11 protein-coding genes are annotated in these 18667 nt (G+C 43.2%); 5 read left to right on the top strand and 6 right to left on the bottom strand.

The window, feature by feature from the left end; translation table 11 throughout:
* The first annotated feature begins 109 nt into the window (after positions 1–109).
* The 3 genes from lpdA to AB4298_RS04615 all read left to right on the top strand — a co-directional run bounded on the left by lpdA (position 110) and on the right by AB4298_RS04615 (position 8455).
* A complete protein-coding gene (gene lpdA, locus AB4298_RS04625) occupies positions 110–1537 on the top strand; it encodes a dihydrolipoyl dehydrogenase (RefSeq protein WP_220763574.1) in 1428 nt (475 codons plus the stop codon).
* A 144-nt stretch (positions 1538–1681) separates the two neighbouring features.
* Positions 1682–6145, top strand: a complete 4464-nt coding sequence (locus AB4298_RS04620; protein ID WP_371985870.1) for an EAL domain-containing protein — start codon at positions 1682–1684, stop codon at positions 6143–6145.
* 93 nt (positions 6146–6238) lie between these two features.
* A complete protein-coding gene (locus AB4298_RS04615) occupies positions 6239–8455 on the top strand; it encodes a patatin-like phospholipase family protein (RefSeq protein ID WP_371985869.1) in 2217 nt (738 codons plus the stop codon).
* A gap of 85 nt (positions 8456–8540) precedes the next feature.
* On the opposite strand, the gene hxpB is transcribed toward AB4298_RS04615, so the two are convergent.
* On the bottom strand, positions 8541–9206 hold the full coding sequence (gene hxpB / locus AB4298_RS04610; RefSeq protein WP_371985868.1) for a hexitol phosphatase HxpB: 666 nt from the start codon (positions 9204–9206) through the stop codon (positions 8541–8543).
* Positions 9207–9609: 403 nt separating this feature from the next.
* On the opposite strand from hxpB, the gene acnB reads away from it, so the two are divergent.
* Complete coding sequence (gene acnB / locus AB4298_RS04605; RefSeq protein ID WP_248999440.1) at positions 9610–12207, top strand: bifunctional aconitate hydratase 2/2-methylisocitrate dehydratase; 2598 nt, start codon at positions 9610–9612, stop codon at positions 12205–12207.
* A 332-nt stretch (positions 12208–12539) separates the two neighbouring features.
* Here acnB and rsd read toward each other — a convergent pair whose 3' ends face one another.
* Complete coding sequence (gene rsd, locus AB4298_RS04600) at positions 12540–13007, bottom strand: sigma D regulator (RefSeq protein ID WP_248999441.1); 468 nt, start codon at positions 13005–13007, stop codon at positions 12540–12542.
* Positions 13008–13537: 530 nt separating this feature from the next.
* Between rsd and hemE the strand changes: the two genes are divergently transcribed.
* Positions 13538–14602, top strand: coding sequence for a uroporphyrinogen decarboxylase (gene hemE, locus AB4298_RS04595; protein WP_220782023.1), 1065 nt, complete (start codon positions 13538–13540; stop codon positions 14600–14602).
* 55 nt (positions 14603–14657) lie between these two features.
* Here the strand turns inward: hemE and AB4298_RS04590 are convergent, their stop codons facing one another.
* The 4 genes from AB4298_RS04590 to AB4298_RS04575 all read right to left on the bottom strand — a co-directional run bounded on the left by AB4298_RS04590 (position 14658) and on the right by AB4298_RS04575 (position 18488).
* Positions 14658–16130, bottom strand: coding sequence for a sensor histidine kinase (locus tag AB4298_RS04590; RefSeq protein WP_371985867.1), 1473 nt, complete (start codon positions 16128–16130; stop codon positions 14658–14660).
* 103 nt (positions 16131–16233) lie between these two features.
* Positions 16234–16971: a response regulator transcription factor gene (locus AB4298_RS04585; protein ID WP_371985866.1), complete on the bottom strand. Its 738-nt coding sequence runs from the start codon at positions 16969–16971 to the stop codon at positions 16234–16236.
* Between the two features lie 87 nt (positions 16972–17058).
* Positions 17059–17775, bottom strand: a complete 717-nt coding sequence (locus AB4298_RS04580; RefSeq protein ID WP_248999444.1) for a spondin domain-containing protein — start codon at positions 17773–17775, stop codon at positions 17059–17061.
* An 11-nt stretch (positions 17776–17786) separates the two neighbouring features.
* The gene (locus AB4298_RS04575) at positions 17787–18488 is read right to left on the bottom strand and encodes a spondin domain-containing protein (protein ID WP_371985865.1); all 702 of its coding nucleotides are present in this window, start codon (positions 18486–18488) and stop codon (positions 17787–17789) included.
* Positions 18489–18667: the final 179 nt, after the last annotated feature.

Genomic DNA, 18667 nt, shown 5'->3' with positions numbered 1-18667 from the left:
CAAAGGTTAAAATGCGGCCACCTTACAAGATTTGGCCACAGTTTATCGTTGAGTCGGTTTTTATCGTTAAGTCGATGCCACCAACGACATAAAAAGAATAGAGGAAAACATGAGTAACGAAATTAAAACTCAGGTAGTTGTACTAGGCGCTGGCCCTGCTGGCTATTCAGCTGCATTCCGTGCTGCAGACTTAGGTCTAGATACTGTTATCGTTGAACGTTTCAGCACGTTAGGCGGCGTATGTCTAAACGTGGGTTGTATCCCTTCTAAAGCTTTGCTTCACGTTTCTAAAGTGATTGAAGAAGCAAAAGCGGTTTCTAGCCACGGTGTTGTTTTCGGTGAACCTCAGATTGATCTTGATAAGCTGCGTGAGTACAAGCAATCAGTAATCGGTCAGTTAACTAGCGGTTTAGGCGGCATGTCTAAAATGCGTAAAGTTAACGTGGTTAACGGTCTTGGTAAGTTCACTGGTCCTAACACGCTAGAAGTTCAAGGTGAAGACGGCGTTAAAGTTGTTCATTTTGAGCAAGCAATTATTGCTGCGGGTTCTCGCCCAATCCAATTGCCATTTATTCCTCATGAAGACCCACGTGTATGGGACTCTACTGATGCGCTAGAGCTTAAAGAAGTTCCAGGCAAGCTACTTGTTATGGGTGGTGGTATCATCGGTCTAGAAATGGGTACAGTTTACTCTTCACTAGGCAGTGATATTGACGTGGTTGAGATGTTCGACCAAGTTATCCCAGCAGCAGACAAAGACGTAGTTCGCGTTTACACCAAGAAGATCAAGAAGAAGTTCAACTTGATGCTTGAAACCAAAGTGACTGCTGTAGAAGCTAAAGAAGACGGCATCTACGTAACAATGGAAGGCAAGAAAGCACCTGCTGAGCCAGTTCGTTACGACGCAGTATTGGTTGCTATCGGCCGTATTCCAAACGGTAAAGGCTTAGACGCAGAGAAAGCTGGCGTTAATGTTGATGAGCGTGGCTTTATCAATGTTGATAAGCAGATGCGTACTAACGTACCAAATATCTATGCAATTGGTGACATCGTTGGTCAACCAATGCTTGCACACAAAGGTGTGCATGAAGGTCACGTAGCGGCAGAAGTAATTTCTGGTCTTAAGCACTACTTCGACCCTAAAGTTATCCCATCAATTGCCTACACTGACCCAGAAGTTGCTTGGGTTGGTCTAACTGAGAAAGAAGCAAAAGAGCAAGGTGTTGCTTACGAAACTGCGACCTTCCCATGGGCTGCAAGTGGCCGCGCAATCGCATCTGATTGTGCTGACGGTATGACTAAGCTTATTTTCGACAAAGAGACTCACCGTGTTATTGGTGGCGCTATTGTTGGTGTTAATGGTGGTGAACTTCTAGGTGAAATCGGCCTAGCAATTGAAATGGGTTGCGATGCTGAAGATCTAGCATTGACCATTCACGCTCACCCAACTTTGCATGAGTCTGTAGGCCTAGCAGCTGAGATTTATGAAGGTTCAATTACTGACTTGCCAAATCCAAAGGCAAAGAAGAAAAAGTAAGCATTTGCTAATATTTTAAAAGGCGCTCTCAGGAGCGCTTTTTTTATATCTCATTATATTTTTGACTGACTTTTAAGTAATCAAAGGATGAATATCTGTTACCTAAATGATACATTCTGGTTAATCTGAAAAGTCGTAAAGCAGATGAGAATAATAATTAAAAATATTTGGCTTGGCTTACTGTTATTTATCACTTCGTGTGCTGTCCCTGCTTGGGCTAGTGGCGTTGTGCAGCGGGCATTTACCGCTAGTGATGGCCTTTTAAATGCGCCGGTTTGGGATATCAGTTTTGACCAGCATGGTTTTACTTGGCTAGCGACAGAAGAAGGATTATATCGAGTCAGCAGTAATAAAGTTCGCCGTATTGATAAGGTTGGATTAGAGTCAAAAATTAACGATAGTATTCTTTATTTAGCTGAACCCCTTAGCCCAAGACATATTCTTGTTAGTGGCGTATACGAAGCTTACTTATATGATATCCAAACTAATGAATTTGTTGAGTTTGGAGGCCCTGATTTATTTCCCCTATACCGTGGTGGTGGCATTGTTTCCCAAGTTAAAGACGCGCACGGCGACCGGTTAATATTGACTTATAATGGCGAGATATTACGGTTTAACTACCAAAATATGACGCTAAAACGCATTAGTTTTCTACCGAGTAACCCTGAGCAATTGTGGCGGATCATGTTGTCGCTGCCAGGGAATCGTTTACTCGTCGGTAATGACAATCACCTTGAAGTACGCGATATCAATGGTGTGCGCCAACAAGTTTTGCATTGGGACAAAGCGTGGGGCGATATAAAAAGTGTTGTTAAACATTCAACTGACCGTATTTGGATAACCAGCAGCAAAGGCCTATTTGAAGTTGATAAGGACAGCTTGCAGATCAATAAAGTCGAGCAACTGGAACATTACATCACTACGATAGCTGAAGATAAACAGGGGTATTTATGGCTTTCTACACATTCGGGTCTTTTGCGCTGGTTCCCTGACGATAAAGTCGGCAAGCTTTATGCCGACGAGCTTAAACGCAAATCAAATATTGATTACACCTTCGATATCGCTGTCGATGATACTGGGTTAGTTTGGGTCGGAGGATCTGGAGACGGGGTGGCGGTGTTGGCATTTGAGCCAGATTTTCTTATAGAAAGTTACTCAAAGGCTGCACCTTATAAATTGAAAGATGAAGTGGTTTGGACGATATATGCTGAAGGCCGTAATCTTTGGTTCGGCACAGACAACGGTTTAATACTGGTAGATAAACTCACACAAGAATCTTATGCAATTAATCCTCATGGGATCCGCCGTAACGATAGTATCTACAAAATAGACTCTTTAGATAAAGACCACTTATTGCTTTCGAGTACCAACGGCTTGTCAGTGGTTAACAAAGTCACTTTTCAGAGTCAGAGCTTTGCTAGTTGGGCAGGCGGTAAGCATTCGCTCGAATTTATGACAGTCTACAATACCTATTTTGATACCTTGATCGAAGGACGGATCTGGTTTGCAACAGATAATGGTCTGTTCTATTGGCAAGCCGGTTACTCTGCACCTAAGCGGGTGCGCTTAGGCAGTGCTCTTAATAATATGCCTGCGTTAAACATTACTGCTGTGACTCGAGATAGCGATAACCGTTTGTGGTTAGGTGGTAGTCGGGTATTCGGCTTTTTAGATTTGCAATTAAACTTCCAGCCAAAGATGGATGTTATTGCCACTTCTGTCGGTGAGTCGAGTATCCGCTTCATAAAAGAGGTCACCCCCGGTGAGCTTTGGCTAGGGATGGAGTCTGATGGCCTTTTGTCGTTTAACATTGAGAATAACACTCAGAAAAACCTTACCAGCAGTTGGAATATCAACTGTAATGCAATCTATTTTATCGAGAATGTTAGTCACTATCGCCTAGTGGGCTGCCCCCGTTCTTTGATCCGTAAAGACTTAATTACTGGTGAGATGATAGTCATTTCGCCTGAAGATGGCTTAATTAGTAAAGAGCTTAACGAAGGTGCTTATTTTGTATCAGAGCAAGGCTTATATCTAGGTACACCAGACGGCGCTATGTTGCTCGATGTCGGCCGATTAAAAAATCGTATCACTCATGATTCTGTCATTTTAGAGTCGATGGAAGTGTATTTTGCCGATAAGACTGAATTGAGTTTGCTGCCTAAATCTGGCCAACATATTTTGCCTGGTGCTAAATTAATTAGTTTTGATTTTGCCAGTGGTAATTATTTGGATGATAAGCCGTTGCAGCTTAAATATCGCTTACGTCAGGAAGGGGCTGTTGGTGAGTCAGATTACCTGTTCCTAGAAGGCAAGTCTCAACTCAATATTGCTGGGTTAGAAGCTGGTAGTTATGTGATAGAGATAATGAGTCTTGGCAATGAGCTTTGGTCTGAGAAACCTTTTTCCTTTCGTTTTTTTGTTGATAAATACTGGTGGCAAACCATTTGGTTTAAAGGGGTTCTTGTCTTATGCGTATTGCTGTTTGGCCTAGGAATTATATTTATCCGTCAACGTCAGGTAAAAGCGTTTAAGGCAATAAACTCTGCCCTTAGCGATAGCGAGGACCGACTAAAACAGGCGTTAAAAGGGAGTAATTCGGAATTATGGGAGTGGCGCTTAGAAGATCAGTTGTTCAGGGTAGAAAATACCGCCAGATTATTAAACGCAGATCTCCCGCAGTTCACCATAACACTAGAAGAGTTTGCAATTCATAAAGAGGATGCCAGTGAAACATTAGCCGCATGGCAAGATATGTTACACGAGCGCACTGATCGTTTTGAAGTTGAATATCGTTACTGGACAAGAGAGAAAGGTTGGGGCTGGTTGCGGGTAATGGGACGTGCTGTAGAGCGCAATAGCTTCAGCGGAAAGATTGAACGGGTTGCAGGTATTTATCGAGATATTACCGAGCAACGTAAGCTAAAAGACGATATTTATCTATTGGCTCAAGCGTTTGAAAATACCTCTGAGGCAGTGCTTATTTTTGATCGTGAAGAGGCGATAGAAGTAACCAATAAAGCCGCGCAAAATATGATAGGTTTAGATGCCAAAGACTTAACAGGAATCCCATTTTCAGAGGTGCTACAAGGTAATGAGCTAGGCTCTAGTTTAGCTTTGTTACTTGAGCAAGGTTTGAATTGGGCTGGTGAGTGTTATGTTGCTGGGCAGGAAAATGAACAACGTGCGGTGTGGGTAAACGTATCTTCGATCGTCGATGTAAATGGTGATGCTACCCATTATGTTGTGGTGTTCTCAGATATTACTGAACGCAAGAGCGCTGAAGCGTCATTACGTCGTCTTGCTAATTATGACGTACTAACAGGTTTGGCAAATCGAACACTCTTTTCGAGTAAGCTTTCAACATCGGTATACCAAGCTGAAAAAGAGGGCGGTAATCTAGCGTTAATGTTTTTAGATTTGGATAGGTTTAAACATGTTAATGACTCTTATGGCCACAGCATGGGAGATGCCCTGCTGGTGGAGGCTGCTAAGCGCTTACAAGCTCTGATGTCTGACAATCATGTTCTTTGCCGTTTTGGTGGCGATGAGTTTGTTATTTTGATGCGAGATAATCCAAGTATCGATGACATTAACCACTTATGTGAAAAGCTACTTGCTAGTATCGAGCAGACTTTCATTCTTTATGGTCGAGAGTTTTATATTTCGACCAGCATAGGCGTGAGCTTATGGCCTGAAGATGCCAAGCAACCCGAAGCATTGATTAAGAATGCTGACTTAGCTATGTACCACGCTAAAGAAGAAGGTAAAGGCACATTTAAATACTATTCACAGGAGCGGAATGCCGAAGCACTTTACCACTTGAGGCTTGAAGCTGATTTACGTAAGGCGATTGAGCGTAATGAATTTGAACTGCACTTTCAGCCGCAAATTGACATTTTAGAAAATGACAAACTGATTGGGCTTGAGGCATTACTGCGCTGGAACCACCCTAGTGAAGGTTACGTACGTACCGATATCTTTATCAAGGTCGCAGAAGCGTGTGGGTTAATTGTAGAAATTGATCGCTGGGTTATGCGTGAGGCTTGTCGTCATGCGGCAATTTGGAGTCAGGAATTAGTCGACCCGATTAAAGTTTCAGTCAATGTGTCGGCGCTACATTTTAGGCAGCCAGATTTTATTCAAGGCGTACAGCAAATCTTAGTTGATACGCAAATGCCTAATGCGGGGTTATCGCTCGAAATCACTGAAGGTGTGTTAATGAAAGAACTTAAGGTGGCTAAGCAGCATCTTAAGGAACTAAAAGTACTAGGTATTGATGTGGCCATCGATGACTTTGGAACGGGTTACTCCTCCTTGGCCTATTTACGCCATTTTGAAGTTAACACCCTTAAGATTGATCGTTCATTCCTAATTGATATCGCCACCAATAAAGCTGACCAAGCTATAACGAGTAGTATTATCGAATTGGCTAGAAACTTAAAACTTGATGTGGTGGCAGAGGGTGTCGAAACTCACGAGCAGTTAGAGCAGGTGTTTAGCCGAGGCTGTTACGTTATTCAGGGCTACTATTTTGCTAAACCTATGTCAGTTAAAGATATTGAAAATTATATGGGCGTAAATCAGATTATGAGTTTAGAAGGGTAGTAGTAATAATCCCCGTGAAAGTTGGCTATACCTTGCAGCTTTCCGTTAAATCAAATACGTTAAGACATTACTAAAAGAGTCGAATAAGTCATTATGATACATAGAATTATTATTCTTTGTTTAGCTATAGCGAGTCCTCACTTTGCCTTTGCTGAAGAACGGCCGAAAATTGGCTTAGTCTTAAGTGGCGGTGGAGCCAAAGGTGCAGCCCATATTGGTGTGCTTAAAGTGCTAGAAGAAAAGCAGATCCCTATTGATTACATTGCTGGTACTAGTATTGGTGCGTATGTTGGCGGCATGTATGCGCTAGGTTATAGCGCTGCAGAAATAGAAGCCATTATGATGAATACCAATTGGGATAAGGGCTATTCAGATACGATACCAAGAGAGGCATTAAGCTATCGTGATAAAGAGACTCGTGACCAATTTAATATCCCTATTAATATTGGCTATAGCGATGAAGAGGTAAAGACACCAGCAGGCCTATTACGTGGGCAAACAATGTCGCAGTTATTACGCAGCTCAACCAATCTTGTGCATCAATTTGGTGATTTTGACGAACTATCAATTCCTTATCGTGCAGTCGCCACCAATTTAGCGACTAGCGAACAAGTAGTGTTAGATTCCGGTAGCGTAGTCGCCGCAATGCAAGCTTCTGCATCAGTACCAGGTGCACTACAGCCGGCCGTTATCGACGGGAAACTACTTGTCGATGGTGGTATTGCCAATAATATGCCTGTTGATGTGGTTAAAGCTATGGGCGCAGATATCGTGATTGCCGTCGATATTGGCTCGCCACTAGTCGGTCAGTCTGAATTAAACAGTACCATAGCAGTGCTTAATCAGCTTTCTACCATTTTGACTAATGCCAGCTCCGATAGACAAAAAGCCTTACTCAGCGATCACGATATTCTGATCCGTCCTAATATTGGTGAGTTAAGTACCACTGACTTCAGCATTATGCCAATTGCATTGCCGCTTGGTGAAATCGCTGCTCGTGAGCAAATTGATAAACTTGAGCAGTACAGTGTCGATCGTCAAGACTATCAAGAGTATTTGGCGAGCAAAAAGAATAAGAGTCAGCATTGGTTAGACGATATCGATAGACCACTGATTAAAGTGATTTATGACAATGACTCTAAGGTCAGTGAAAAACTACTCGCAGACAATCTAGAGCTCAATGTAGGGGACCATGTCACCGTTGCGGCGCTTGAAGCTGGTTTAGATAGAATTTATGCACTAGATAAGTTTGAACGTGTTAATGCTGAGTTTACCGATACCGATGAGGGTCGAGTCCTTACTGTTCACACAAAAGCTAAATCTTGGGGTCCGAATTACTTCCAACTTGGTTTTAGCTGGGAGGATGACTTTAGCTTAGACTCAGTGATTTCACTGGATATGGCTTATACCATGACCGAGCTTACTGAAAATGGTGGTGAGTGGCGTAACGAACTATCGCTGGGTTTTGATAAGCTAATCGCTTCAGAGTTTTATCAGCCTCTGGTGAAAGATCAAACTTACTTTAGCCGTGCAAGAGTGGAATATGAGCTAAAAGATTGGGGCTTCTTTGAGAACAATAATCGTATTTTAGAGCTAAAACAGACAGCTTATCGTGCAGAGCTTGGGGTAGGCATTAACTACACTCAAAACGGTATGGTTGAAATTGGTTTATTGGGTGAAAAGGGCGATCTTGAAAACGATGTATGGGACTTTGGTCGAGTGCCGTACGATGGTTATGGTGGTTACTTTAAATTTGCCTATGATGATTTAAATAGTATTAATTTCCCGACATCGGGTAATCGTTTCACTTTTAATGTGTATATGCGTAAAGAAGGCTATGACCTAAATGGCTTTGCTGAGACTTCTGATTTCTCGATGCAATATGAAGCTGATTGGCGTGGTGCAGTCGGTGTTGGCAATCATGCGTTTGTGGGCATAGCGTCTTTTGCCACCGTCGATAAAGAAGGTGCTTTTACTGTAAACGTGTCTGAGTTGGGGGGATTTTTGAATCTTTCTGGTTATCACAAGAATGCTCTTTATGGTTCACATAAGGTTTTTGGTGCATTTGTGTACCAGTATGACTTAGGTCGAGATGTTCTTGGTATGACTGAATATCCACTTTATTTAGGCACCAGTATTGAGGCCGGTAATGTTTGGAACCAAAAAGACAATGTGTCACTCGACGACCTAATCTACGCCGGAAGTTTGTTTTTAGGTATTGATACTAGCGTTGGACCTGCGGCATTTGGTTTTGGTGCGTCAGACGACGGAGAGAAAACCGTGTTCCTATTTATCGGTAAGAACTGGTAGTACTTTCCGCAAATCGTTGCTAGTTAAACGAAATAAAGCCCATCAATCGATGGGCTTTTTATTATCAATTGGATAGGCAATCGCGTTACTTATAGTTGGCTAAAAAGTTGCTTAATGCGTTTAGGTTGTCTAGTTGCTGGTGGGCAATAACCCATTTATTAAGTTTTGCATGCTGCGGTTCAGGGATTGCAATAGTTTGCATATTGGCTGCACGAGCTGCGATTAATCCATTAAATGAATCTTCAATGGCTAGACAACTTACTGGATCAATATTGAGTGCCTTTGCGCAATTTAAATACACTTCGGGATGGGGCTTACCATAAGCGAGCGATTCGGCTGATTCAATGGCATCAAAGTAGCTCGTGATACCTAACCTGTTTAAAACGGCTTCAATGATTAGGCTAGAAGAAGAGGTTGCCAGACCGATTTTAAGCTTATTTTGCTGGCAAGCTTGTAAGGCATTGAGTACACCTGGCATTGGTGTACCGTCACGCGTTATATGGCTAACAACCGTATCGACAATGGCTTGGGCAGTTTGTTGGTTATTATAATTCTCCCAGGGAGAACGGGCATACCAAAAGTCGACCACCTGGTCGATTCTAAGGCCTGTTGTTAATACCATATCTTGCATGGAAACGTTTAAACCTAAGTTACTTATGACTTCAAAAATAGCCATTTGCCATACAGGTTCTGAATCTATCAACACTCCGTCCATGTCAAAAATAACCGCTTTTAGCTGTGGTTTACTCATAAGTATCCAATTATGTTCATTATAACTTTGGTGAATATTAGCTGTATAAATGCCATGTTTTACGAATAATCATACGATTAACACTAACGTAAACACAGGTTTTTTTGATTGATAACGCTATGGTAATTAGCTGGCAACTTAATTTAAATGTCTGATTTATATAATTTAGATCAATATTTTACACTATGGTCTAGTTTTCTTTTCTAGCGAATCGTTTTACTGTATAGCCCGAGATGTCGATTGAGCGCTGTTTTACTTTTGTATAAGTGTGATCGGATTCATACTTTTGCAAAGCTGTAGTATAATAGCGCTCGAAATAAGGGTCGAGCCTGCCGAGCTGTCAGTTTCAATTTGAAGACGAGCAGTTTCGCTGTAAGAACGCCAAATAAAGAGGAAGGTTGCCGTGCTAGAAGCATATCGTAAACACGTCGCAGAACGTGCTTCAGAGGGCGTAGTCCCTAAGCCATTAGATGCCCAACAAGTGGCACAGCTAGTTGAACTGGTAAAGAATCCACCTGCAGGTGAAGAGGCTGTTATTCTTGATCTGCTTGAAAATCGTATCCCACCAGGTGTTGATGAAGCCGCTTATGTTAAAGCGGGCTTTTTAGATGCTGTCGCAAAAGGCGAAGTATCATCTTCAATTCTGTCATCTGAGCGCGCTGTTGAGCTGCTTGGTACTATGCAAGGTGGTTACAACATCGAGCCACTGATTGCGCAACTTGATAATGAAGCGCAAGCGCCATTAGCCGTTGAAGCACTATCACACACACTATTAATGTTTGATTCTTTCCACGATGTAGTGGAAAAAATGCAAGCAGGCAATGATTACGCTAAGCAAGTTGTTCACGCTTGGGCCGATGCAAAATGGTTCTTGTCGCGTCCAAAGCTTGCTGAAAAGATCTCACTAACAGTTTTTAAAGTGTCTGGTGAGACTAATACCGATGATTTGTCTCCAGCACCAGATGCGTGGTCGCGCCCAGATATTCCATTGCACGCACTAGCGATGCTAAAGAATGCCCGTGACGGCATCGTACCTGATGAAGCTGGCGTAGTAGGCCCAATCAAAGAGATTGAGTCACTAAAAGAGAAAGGTTTCCCATTAGTTTACGTGGGTGACGTAGTTGGTACGGGGTCTTCTCGTAAATCTGCGACTAACTCAGTACTTTGGTTCATGGGGGATGATATTCCTAATGTACCTAACAAGCGTGCTGGTGGTTTCTGTTTAGGTGGCAAGATTGCACCAATTTTCTTTAATACCATGGAAGATGCTGGCGCATTGCCAATCGAGCTAGACGTTAGCAAGATGGAGATGGGCGATGTTATCGACATCTATCCGTACCAAGGTATTGTTAAGCGTCACGGCACTGAAGAAGTCATTTCTGAGTTCTCACTTAAAACTGACGTGTTAATGGATGAAGTCCGCGCTGGTGGTCGTATCCCGTTAATTATCGGCCGTGGTCTAACAGACCGTGCTCGTGAAACGCTAAATCTTGAAGCATCTGCTGAATTTGTACGCCCGCAAGATGTGGCTGACACTGGTAAGGGCTTTACCCTTGCACAGAAGATGGTTGGTAAAGCGTGTGGCGTAACGGGTATTCGTCCTGGCCAATACTGTGAGCCTAAGATGACGTCTGTTGGTTCGCAAGATACTACCGGTCCTATGACTCGTGATGAGCTAAAAGATTTAGCCTGTCTTGGTTTCAGCGCAGACTTAACCATGCAGTCTTTCTGTCATACTGCGGCTTATCCAAAGCCAGTTGACGTAAATACTCACCACACGCTTCCTGATTTCATCATGAACCGTGGCGGTGTTGCATTGCGTCCAGGTGACGGTGTGATTCACTCTTGGTTAAACCGTATGCTACTGCCTGATACTGTTGGTACTGGTGGTGACTCACATACGCGTTTCCCAATTGGTATTTCATTCCCAGCAGGTTCTGGTCTTGTAGCATTCGCTGCAGCGACGGGCGTTATGCCACTTGATATGCCAGAGTCTATTTTGGTGCGCTTTAAAGGTGAAATGCAGCCTGGTATCACACTACGTGACCTTGTGCATGCAATCCCACACAAAGCGATTGAAATGGGTCTGTTGACGGTTGAGAAGAAAGGCAAAATCAACGCTTTCTCTGGTCGCGTACTTGAAATTGAAGGTCTTGAGCAGCTTAAAGTTGAGCAAGCATTCGAGCTTTCTGATGCATCTGCAGAGCGTAGTGCAGCAGGTTGTACGATCAAGCTTGATAAAGAGCCAATCATCGAATACTTAAACTCAAATATCGTTATGCTTAAGTGGATGATCGCTGAAGGTTACGGCGATCGTCGTACTATTGAGCGTCGTATTACGTCGATGCAAGAGTGGCTAGCGAACCCAGAGCTAATGCAGGCTGATAGCGACGCAGAATACGCAGAGATTATCGAAATCGATTTGAACGAAATCAAAGAGCCAATTCTTTGTGCACCAAATGATCCAGATGATGCGATTCTATTGTCTTCAGTTGTTGATACAAAGATTGACGAAGTATTCGTTGGTTCTTGTATGACTAACATCGGTCATTTCCGTGCTACAGGTAAGATGCTAGATAAGTTTGCATCAACACTGCCAACACGTTTATGGATTGCGCCGCCAACTAAGATGGACCGCGATCAGCTAACTGAAGAAGGTTACTACGCTATCTTCGGTCGTGTTGGTGCTCGAATTGAGATCCCGGGTTGTTCACTGTGTATGGGTAACCAAGCACGTGTGGCAGAAGGTGCAACGGTAGTATCAACGTCTACGCGTAACTTCCCGAACCGTTTAGGTACAGGCGCTAACGTTTACCTAGCTTCTGCAGAACTAGCAGCTGTTGCAGCGCTACTTGGTCGTTTACCATCGCCAGATGAGTATCAGACATACGCTAAAGAGTTAGATGCGACGGCAGCTGACACTTATCGTTACCTGAACTTCGATCAGATAGCATCGTACACAGCAAAAGCTGATGAAGTGATTTTTCAATCAGCGGTTTAATCATTTGATTTAAACTTCTTGCCTAAAAAAGCCTGCTAACTAGCAGGCTTTTTTGTTTTCAGCGACAGTATTTAAAATACAGTTTGCAAGCCAAACTACATTGTATCGTTAGTTATGGCTTGATAACTCATTGGTAACGTTCTGCATCGTTGTGAGCTTAATGGTGTGTCTATTGAATAAGCGCAGCTAGGTAGAGCTGAGGTTTTTATCACTGTGGGAATAATGATTGGAAAAAGTTACAGCTAAGAGAATGATAAGCACGATAATGCTAGACGAGTAAACTCGTCTAATCGATAACTGGCCGGCAGTGAGTCGGCGCAGTCAATAGTTAGCTAGGAGTGTTTGCTATGCAGCACTTCTAACAGTTTATCTTCAAGTGCAAAACGAGTTTCCATTGCATGGCCTAAAGAAGATAAGTCTTTATCTAAATGAAATAACACTTTTTCGTCATCGGCTTCAGTGTACTTATCGTTGAAGTCTAAGGCCGTGTCAGTAGTCTCGCTTATTTGCGGGACTAGCTGTTGTGCGAGCTCTTGGCTGGAACTGCCATTTTTTTCGCAAGCAGTGACGACTTGATTGTAGATCTCAAAATGGCCTTCAGATACATAGTCCATGAGTTGATCACAGAACTGTTTGACTGAAGCAAATGCAGGTAATGACTTGTCAGTCACTTCATACGGTGGGATCCCAGCAATCTGGCAGTAGTTGATGAGTAGATTGCGACGATTATTTAACCATTGATCTATAAGCGTATTTGAACCGCCCCACTTTTGTTCGGCCTTCTCTAGCTTTCTTAGCATGATCTTCCCCGATAAAAATCCATCTCTGTATCTCTAATGTAGGGGAAAGAAGTGCTTTTGATCAACCATTTTTGGACGATTTATGAGGAAATTATAAATGGACATACCAGCGCAAGATTTGTAAAGAAAGTGCTAAAAAATAAAATGCCCAGCGATAGAAATCTATCGCTGGGCGAGTAAAGTTTTTGCGGGCTCGATGCGACGAGCTTCTTGATTGTTCTTGCTAGCGCAGACTTTTTATACCAAAGCTAACTCAGAGGTGCAACTTTTTTCTGTCACATTGCGAGCTATACAGGCTAGGTTAAGCAAGGTTGTGAACCTGTTTCACGTTTTACTAGCACGCTGTGATCTGGGATTCGTAGTCTAAAAGTAGCCCCTAAAAATCTAAGGATAATGTTAACTATCTCTGAGTTGGTAGAATTTGTCGCGTTACTTGTCACATTATTTTACCGTTACAGGTTACTTTATTAACGTAAATGCTAAACTACTGACCCAAGCGGATATCACTATAAGTTTAGGAATCAAGCCAAATGGCAGAATTAAAGAATGATCGTTATTTACGTGCGTTATTAAAACAGCCTGTCGACAGAACTCCTGTCTGGATGATGCGTCAAGCTGGTCGTTATCTTCCAGAATATAAAGCCACCCGCGCCGAAGCTGGCGACTTCATGTCTCTTTGTAAGAACCAAGATTTAGCTTGTGAAGTGACCCTACAGCCACTACGTCGTTACGACTTAGATGCGGCAATCTTGTTCTCAGACATTCTTACTGTTCCAGATGCAATGGGTTTAGGCCTGTATTTTGAAGCTGGCGAAGGTCCACGTTTCGAACGTCCTACAGACACTATCGATTCAATTAAAAAGCTTTGCATCCCAGATCCAGAAGATGAGCTTGGCTATGTAATGCGTGCTGTAAGCACTATTCGTCGTGAACTTAAAGGCGAAGTACCGTTAATCGGTTTCTCAGGTTCTCCTTGGACGCTAGCGACTTACATGGTTGAAGGCGGTTCTAGCAAGGCATTTGAAAAGATTAAGAAGATGGCTTACGAAGAGCCAGCTACTCTACACATGCTGCTAGATAAGCTAGCTGATTCTGTTACTTTGTACTTGAACGCTCAAGTTGCAAACGGTGCACAGTCTCTAATGATTTTCGATTCATGGGGTGGCGCGCTTTCTCACCACGCATACCGTGAATTCTCACTACGTTACATGCAAAAAATCGTTGATGGCTTAACTCGCCATGCAGACGGTCGCCAAGTACCAGTTACTCTATTCACTAAAGGTGGCGGACTATGGCTTGAGTCTATGGCTGAGACTGGCTGTGACGCACTAGGTCTAGATTGGACTGTAGATATCGGTGATGCACGTCGCCGCGTTGGTCATAAAGTTGCTCTACAAGGCAACATGGACCCATCAGTACTTTACGGTACGCCAGAGCGTATTCACCAAGAAGTGGATCAAATCCTTTCTTCTTACGGTGAAGGCACAGGCCACGTATTTAACTTGGGCCATGGTATTCACCAGCACGTTGATCCTGAGCGCGCTGGTTCGTTCATTAACTCAGTGCATGAGTTATCGGCTAAATACCACAAGTAAGCATTAGCATTTCTGCTAATTGACTACTATTGTTTGGTGTGAATAAAGGCTCAGTTTACTGAGCCTTTATTGTTTCCGCTGTTTGTAGTACCTGCACTTGAGAATCATTTTGCTCATCTTTTTCCGCCGCGTTTAGCTGTTTTAACTCCAGTCTAAATTGGCTGCCTTTACCTGGCATGCTGTCTATTTCAATGGCACAACCGAGTAAGTTTAATAACTGCCTGACGATAGCTAAGCCAATTCCGAGTTGTGGCAGGGCTGTTTGTTTGCTCGATATTACCATAGCTTTATGATTCAACTGCTTTAAAGCTTGAAGCTCATGTTTGTGCATTCCAGAGCCGTTATCACTGACTTGTAACCATAACTTATTATCTTCGCTGATGAGGGTTTCAATGGTTATCTTTCCTTGTTCTGGGGTATAGCGAATTGCGTTATCGATGAGGTTATTCAATACCCTTTGTAGCAACTGTGGATCAGTGTTAATGGTGAGCAAGTGTGAATCGCTAAAATTCAGTGCAATGGCTTTTGACTTTGCTCTTGGAGCAAAGGTTTGTTTCAACTCAAGTAACTGCTGGCTCAATGAGCAAGCCTGAAATTTTGCCGTAATTTGGCCATTTTCAAGGGCGGCAAGTTCAAGCAGTTGTCCGAGTAATTGCTGTAAGTGTTGACCAGAACGAGCGGCTACTTCGATTAAGTCATTACTGCGTTCATGCTCTGGCAGCAATAACCAAGTATCAATGTAACCTTGTAGTGAGGTCAGTGGTGTTTTTAGATCATGAGATAGGTGCAGCATAAAGGCATGCCGCTCTTCTTGTTGACGGCTAATTGCTTGATGTTGCCCGCTTAAAGCGGCAAGTAAAGTGTTGATGTGGTGGCTGAGTTGATTGATTTCACTGCTACCAGAATATTGCCCTGGAAGAGTGAGTCCATCATTGAGTTTGTGGCTAGCCAAAAGTCGTAAATCATGCTCTAACCGGCTGAGGGGCTGAGTGAATATCTTTAGTAGCAACACAAACAGTAAGATTGCAAAAGCACTGCTAATGACAATCGCTGCCGTCCAAAACTGAGTCGATTGATGTTCGCCAACAATTGATTGCCAACTATCAAAGTCCTCACCGCCAATAATCACATAGAGATAGCCAGTTTGTTCACCTTGTGAGTTGATCAGCTTAGCAGCAGAAAAGATTTTATCTTTATTAGTTGAACGCGGATCAGTACCTAGTAAAGGGAGTTTAGCTCCGTTGATAAAAGTGGTGATTAAACTGGTATCAACTTGCTGCTGTTTAATTTTCTCTTCATTTGCGTCATAAGCAATGACTTGCCCTTGATTATCTAAGGTGTAGATCTCAAAGCTAGGACCTAGCAACATAAAGTCATGAAAAGCTTCTTTTAATGCCGCATCAGAAGTAACGCCTTTAGACAGCAATGGATTGATATGCGCCATATGTTCTGCCAAGTCACGGTGCAATGACTGTTGAATTTGGTTACGACTAAACTCCTGACTAAATTGCTGCCACTGCCACAACACGATAAATAATATGAGTATGACTAAGGTGGCCGCGAGTAATATTCGGCTAACATAAGCTTTTCATTACTTGTCCTCTAGATTGAGTGGTCGCATTGGGCGGAAGTTATGAAGCTGCTTGCACTGCTGGTGGGGTAAATTTGTATCCCACACCCCAAACGGTTTTTACCAGTTTTGAGGTCTGAGAGTTATGTGAAAGTTTAGAACGCAGGCGATTTACATGGCTATTTACCGTATGTTCATAACCTGAATATGTATAACCCCATACAGCCTCTAGCAATTGCATTCTGCTAAATACTTGCTTGGGATGCTGTGCAAGGTACAGCAATAGGTCAAACTCACGGGCGGTAAGTTCGAGTACCTCATTAAAGGCGATCACTTCACGGGTACTGCAATTAATCGTTATACCTTCAAACTCAACAGAGTTCTGCTGTTGCTCGGTTTGTTTAGTGCGCCTTAATAGGGCTTTAACCCGTGCTCTTAACTCTAAAACGCTAAAGGGTTTGACAAGGTAATCGTCGGCACCTGACTCTAATCCTAGAACGATATCTGCTTCGGAATCTTTTGCGGTTAGCATCATACAAGGGAGTTCATTCCCTGCTTCACGAAGTTGCTGACATAAAGTAATAGCATCGCCATCGGGTAGCATTCTATCCATTAAAACAAGATCAATAGGCTGCTGCGCTATATGGCGCTGGGCTTGCAGTAAGGTAGTGCAATGGATCACATGATGATTCATGCTTTTAAGATTGAGCATAACCAGCTTTGCTAGATCTTGTTCATCTTCAACTAGCAGTATTTGCTTTAATGTTTGATACTCATTATTGAGGTTTGATCCATTCATGTTTCGCTCCCAAAGGCGGTTCCTGACTACTAGACCCGCCGATGGAAACTTTTATTTCGCACTATTTTTAGTCAATTTATAAGTCGTTTACTCTGTACGACTTACTGTGATTAACAGTACGGGGTTGTCAAAACGGTGTGAGGCAGTAAGCACTGAATCAGCTAGACCGTCATCATGACTAATGACGCCAGAGTGAGCATGTACCAAATTTGAATCATCACGTGCCGCATTAAAACCTTCGCCGCTGTCAGCAGGTCCTGGTATTGTGCCTTTAGCCTCGCTATTGGCTTCGGTGCCCGCATCGTACGCAATCACTCTAAAGGTCATTGATTCATCTACGGTTAAGTTCGTTAAGTCGTAACCGGTAAAACCAGCAAAAGCGTCGTTGGTATTAACCAGCATAGTTACCACTGAGAGGTCGGCGATTTCTTCGCTGTTGAGGCTAATTGCGATGCTTTCAGTAGCACCCGGTAGTAATATTCCAGCACCATTGGTGAGCTCTGTAACTGCGACTTCATCGCTTAAGCCACTAGCATCGCCTGATTCCGCTAAGGTTTCTAATGCAAGGCTAGCACTTTCACCACTTGTCCAAAGTACAGTGTCAACTTGATGATTGACCACTGCGATTGGTGACATAGGTTGATTGGCGGTTAAGTTAGTCACTGCAACGGTATAGCTTTGCATGCTAGGCGCTATTGGAGCCGGACTGTCATTATTGTTGTCAGAGCAACCGCCGAGAATTAATGCCCCCGACGTAATGAACGCAAGTGCGCTATATCTAAGGTACTTGTTCGGATTATTCATCGGTTATCCTCCTATTTCACCACGACAGTAACTCGAGCTACTGGGTTTAACCAACGGTGTACGCGGCTATCAAGATCGCTCATGCCGCCTTGTAAATCTGTATCGCCGAGTACGCCTGGATGAATATGCACTTTGTCATTACTGCTCATATCCATCACGCCTGTAGCGTTCATACCACCATCTCCACCAGGGGCTGCGGGGATCCCTGGAACCCCGGACATCCCACCACCATTAACGATTTCATCATTGGCTTCTGTACCTGCGTCATAAGCATTAAGCGTAAAAGTATAGCTACCGGCTTCTGCTGGAATTTTCCAAGCATCTAAGCCAACAAATGCGTCGTTGGTGGGCAGTACCATGGCGGTAATCGATAAATGGGTCATATCACCGGTGTCGAGCATAATGCTATCGACCTTGCTGCTTGGTGCTAACAGCCCACCAGCTGGATTAGCTACTGTGACACCGCCTGCTCCTGTGACTGCAGTATCTAAATCACCAATATCGCCACCTTCAGCCATTTTTTGTAGTGCTGGTGTGGCCATCTCTCCGGCTTGGAAAAGGTGGCTGTCCATGTCGTGGGCAGCAATAAGTAGCGGGGTGAAATGATTTCCATGGGTTAAATTGGTGACGCTAATCTCTAACTCAGCCGCTGTGACTGGAAGACTGACTACGCTACCTAGAATAAGCATTTTAGTGATCTGGTTAAGCTTCATGATAACTCTCCTTTGCAATGTATGGACTTAGTTTGGCAAAGGGTTATCACCTGAGTATCGCCCAATTATCACAAAAGTATAACAATTGGTGTTTTCGTAAATAACGGTCAATTTTCAGAGGATTAACAGCTGTGATACTGCAATTCGTAAAAGAGTTGTTCTTGTTTGACGCATTTATC

The sequence above is a fragment of the Shewanella sp. 10N.261.52.F9 genome, from assembly GCF_041471165.1.
Taxonomy (GTDB): domain Bacteria; phylum Pseudomonadota; class Gammaproteobacteria; order Enterobacterales; family Shewanellaceae; genus Shewanella; species Shewanella marinintestina.
Note: the sequence above shows the minus strand (reverse complement) of the source record. Positions and strands in the feature narration are given on the sequence as shown.

Excerpts from the sequence above, each read along its gene's own strand:
- lpdA (WP_220763574.1), top strand. The coding sequence starts at position 110 with ATGAGTAACGAAATTAAAACTCAGGTAGTTGTACTAGGCGCTGGCCCT.
- AB4298_RS04620 (WP_371985870.1), top strand. The coding sequence starts at position 1,682 with ATGAGAATAATAATTAAAAATATTTGGCTTGGCTTACTGTTATTTATC.
- AB4298_RS04615 (WP_371985869.1), top strand. The coding sequence starts at position 6,239 with ATGATACATAGAATTATTATTCTTTGTTTAGCTATAGCGAGTCCTCAC.
- hxpB (WP_371985868.1), bottom strand. The coding sequence starts at position 9,206 with ATGAGTAAACCACAGCTAAAAGCGGTTATTTTTGACATGGACGGAGTG.
- rsd (WP_248999441.1), bottom strand. The coding sequence starts at position 13,007 with ATGCTAAGAAAGCTAGAGAAGGCCGAACAAAAGTGGGGCGGTTCAAAT.
- hemE (WP_220782023.1), top strand. The coding sequence starts at position 13,538 with ATGGCAGAATTAAAGAATGATCGTTATTTACGTGCGTTATTAAAACAG.
- AB4298_RS04585 (WP_371985866.1), bottom strand. The coding sequence starts at position 16,971 with ATGAATGGATCAAACCTCAATAATGAGTATCAAACATTAAAGCAAATA.
- AB4298_RS04580 (WP_248999444.1), bottom strand. The coding sequence starts at position 17,775 with ATGAATAATCCGAACAAGTACCTTAGATATAGCGCACTTGCGTTCATT.
- AB4298_RS04575 (WP_371985865.1), bottom strand. The coding sequence starts at position 18,488 with ATGAAGCTTAACCAGATCACTAAAATGCTTATTCTAGGTAGCGTAGTC.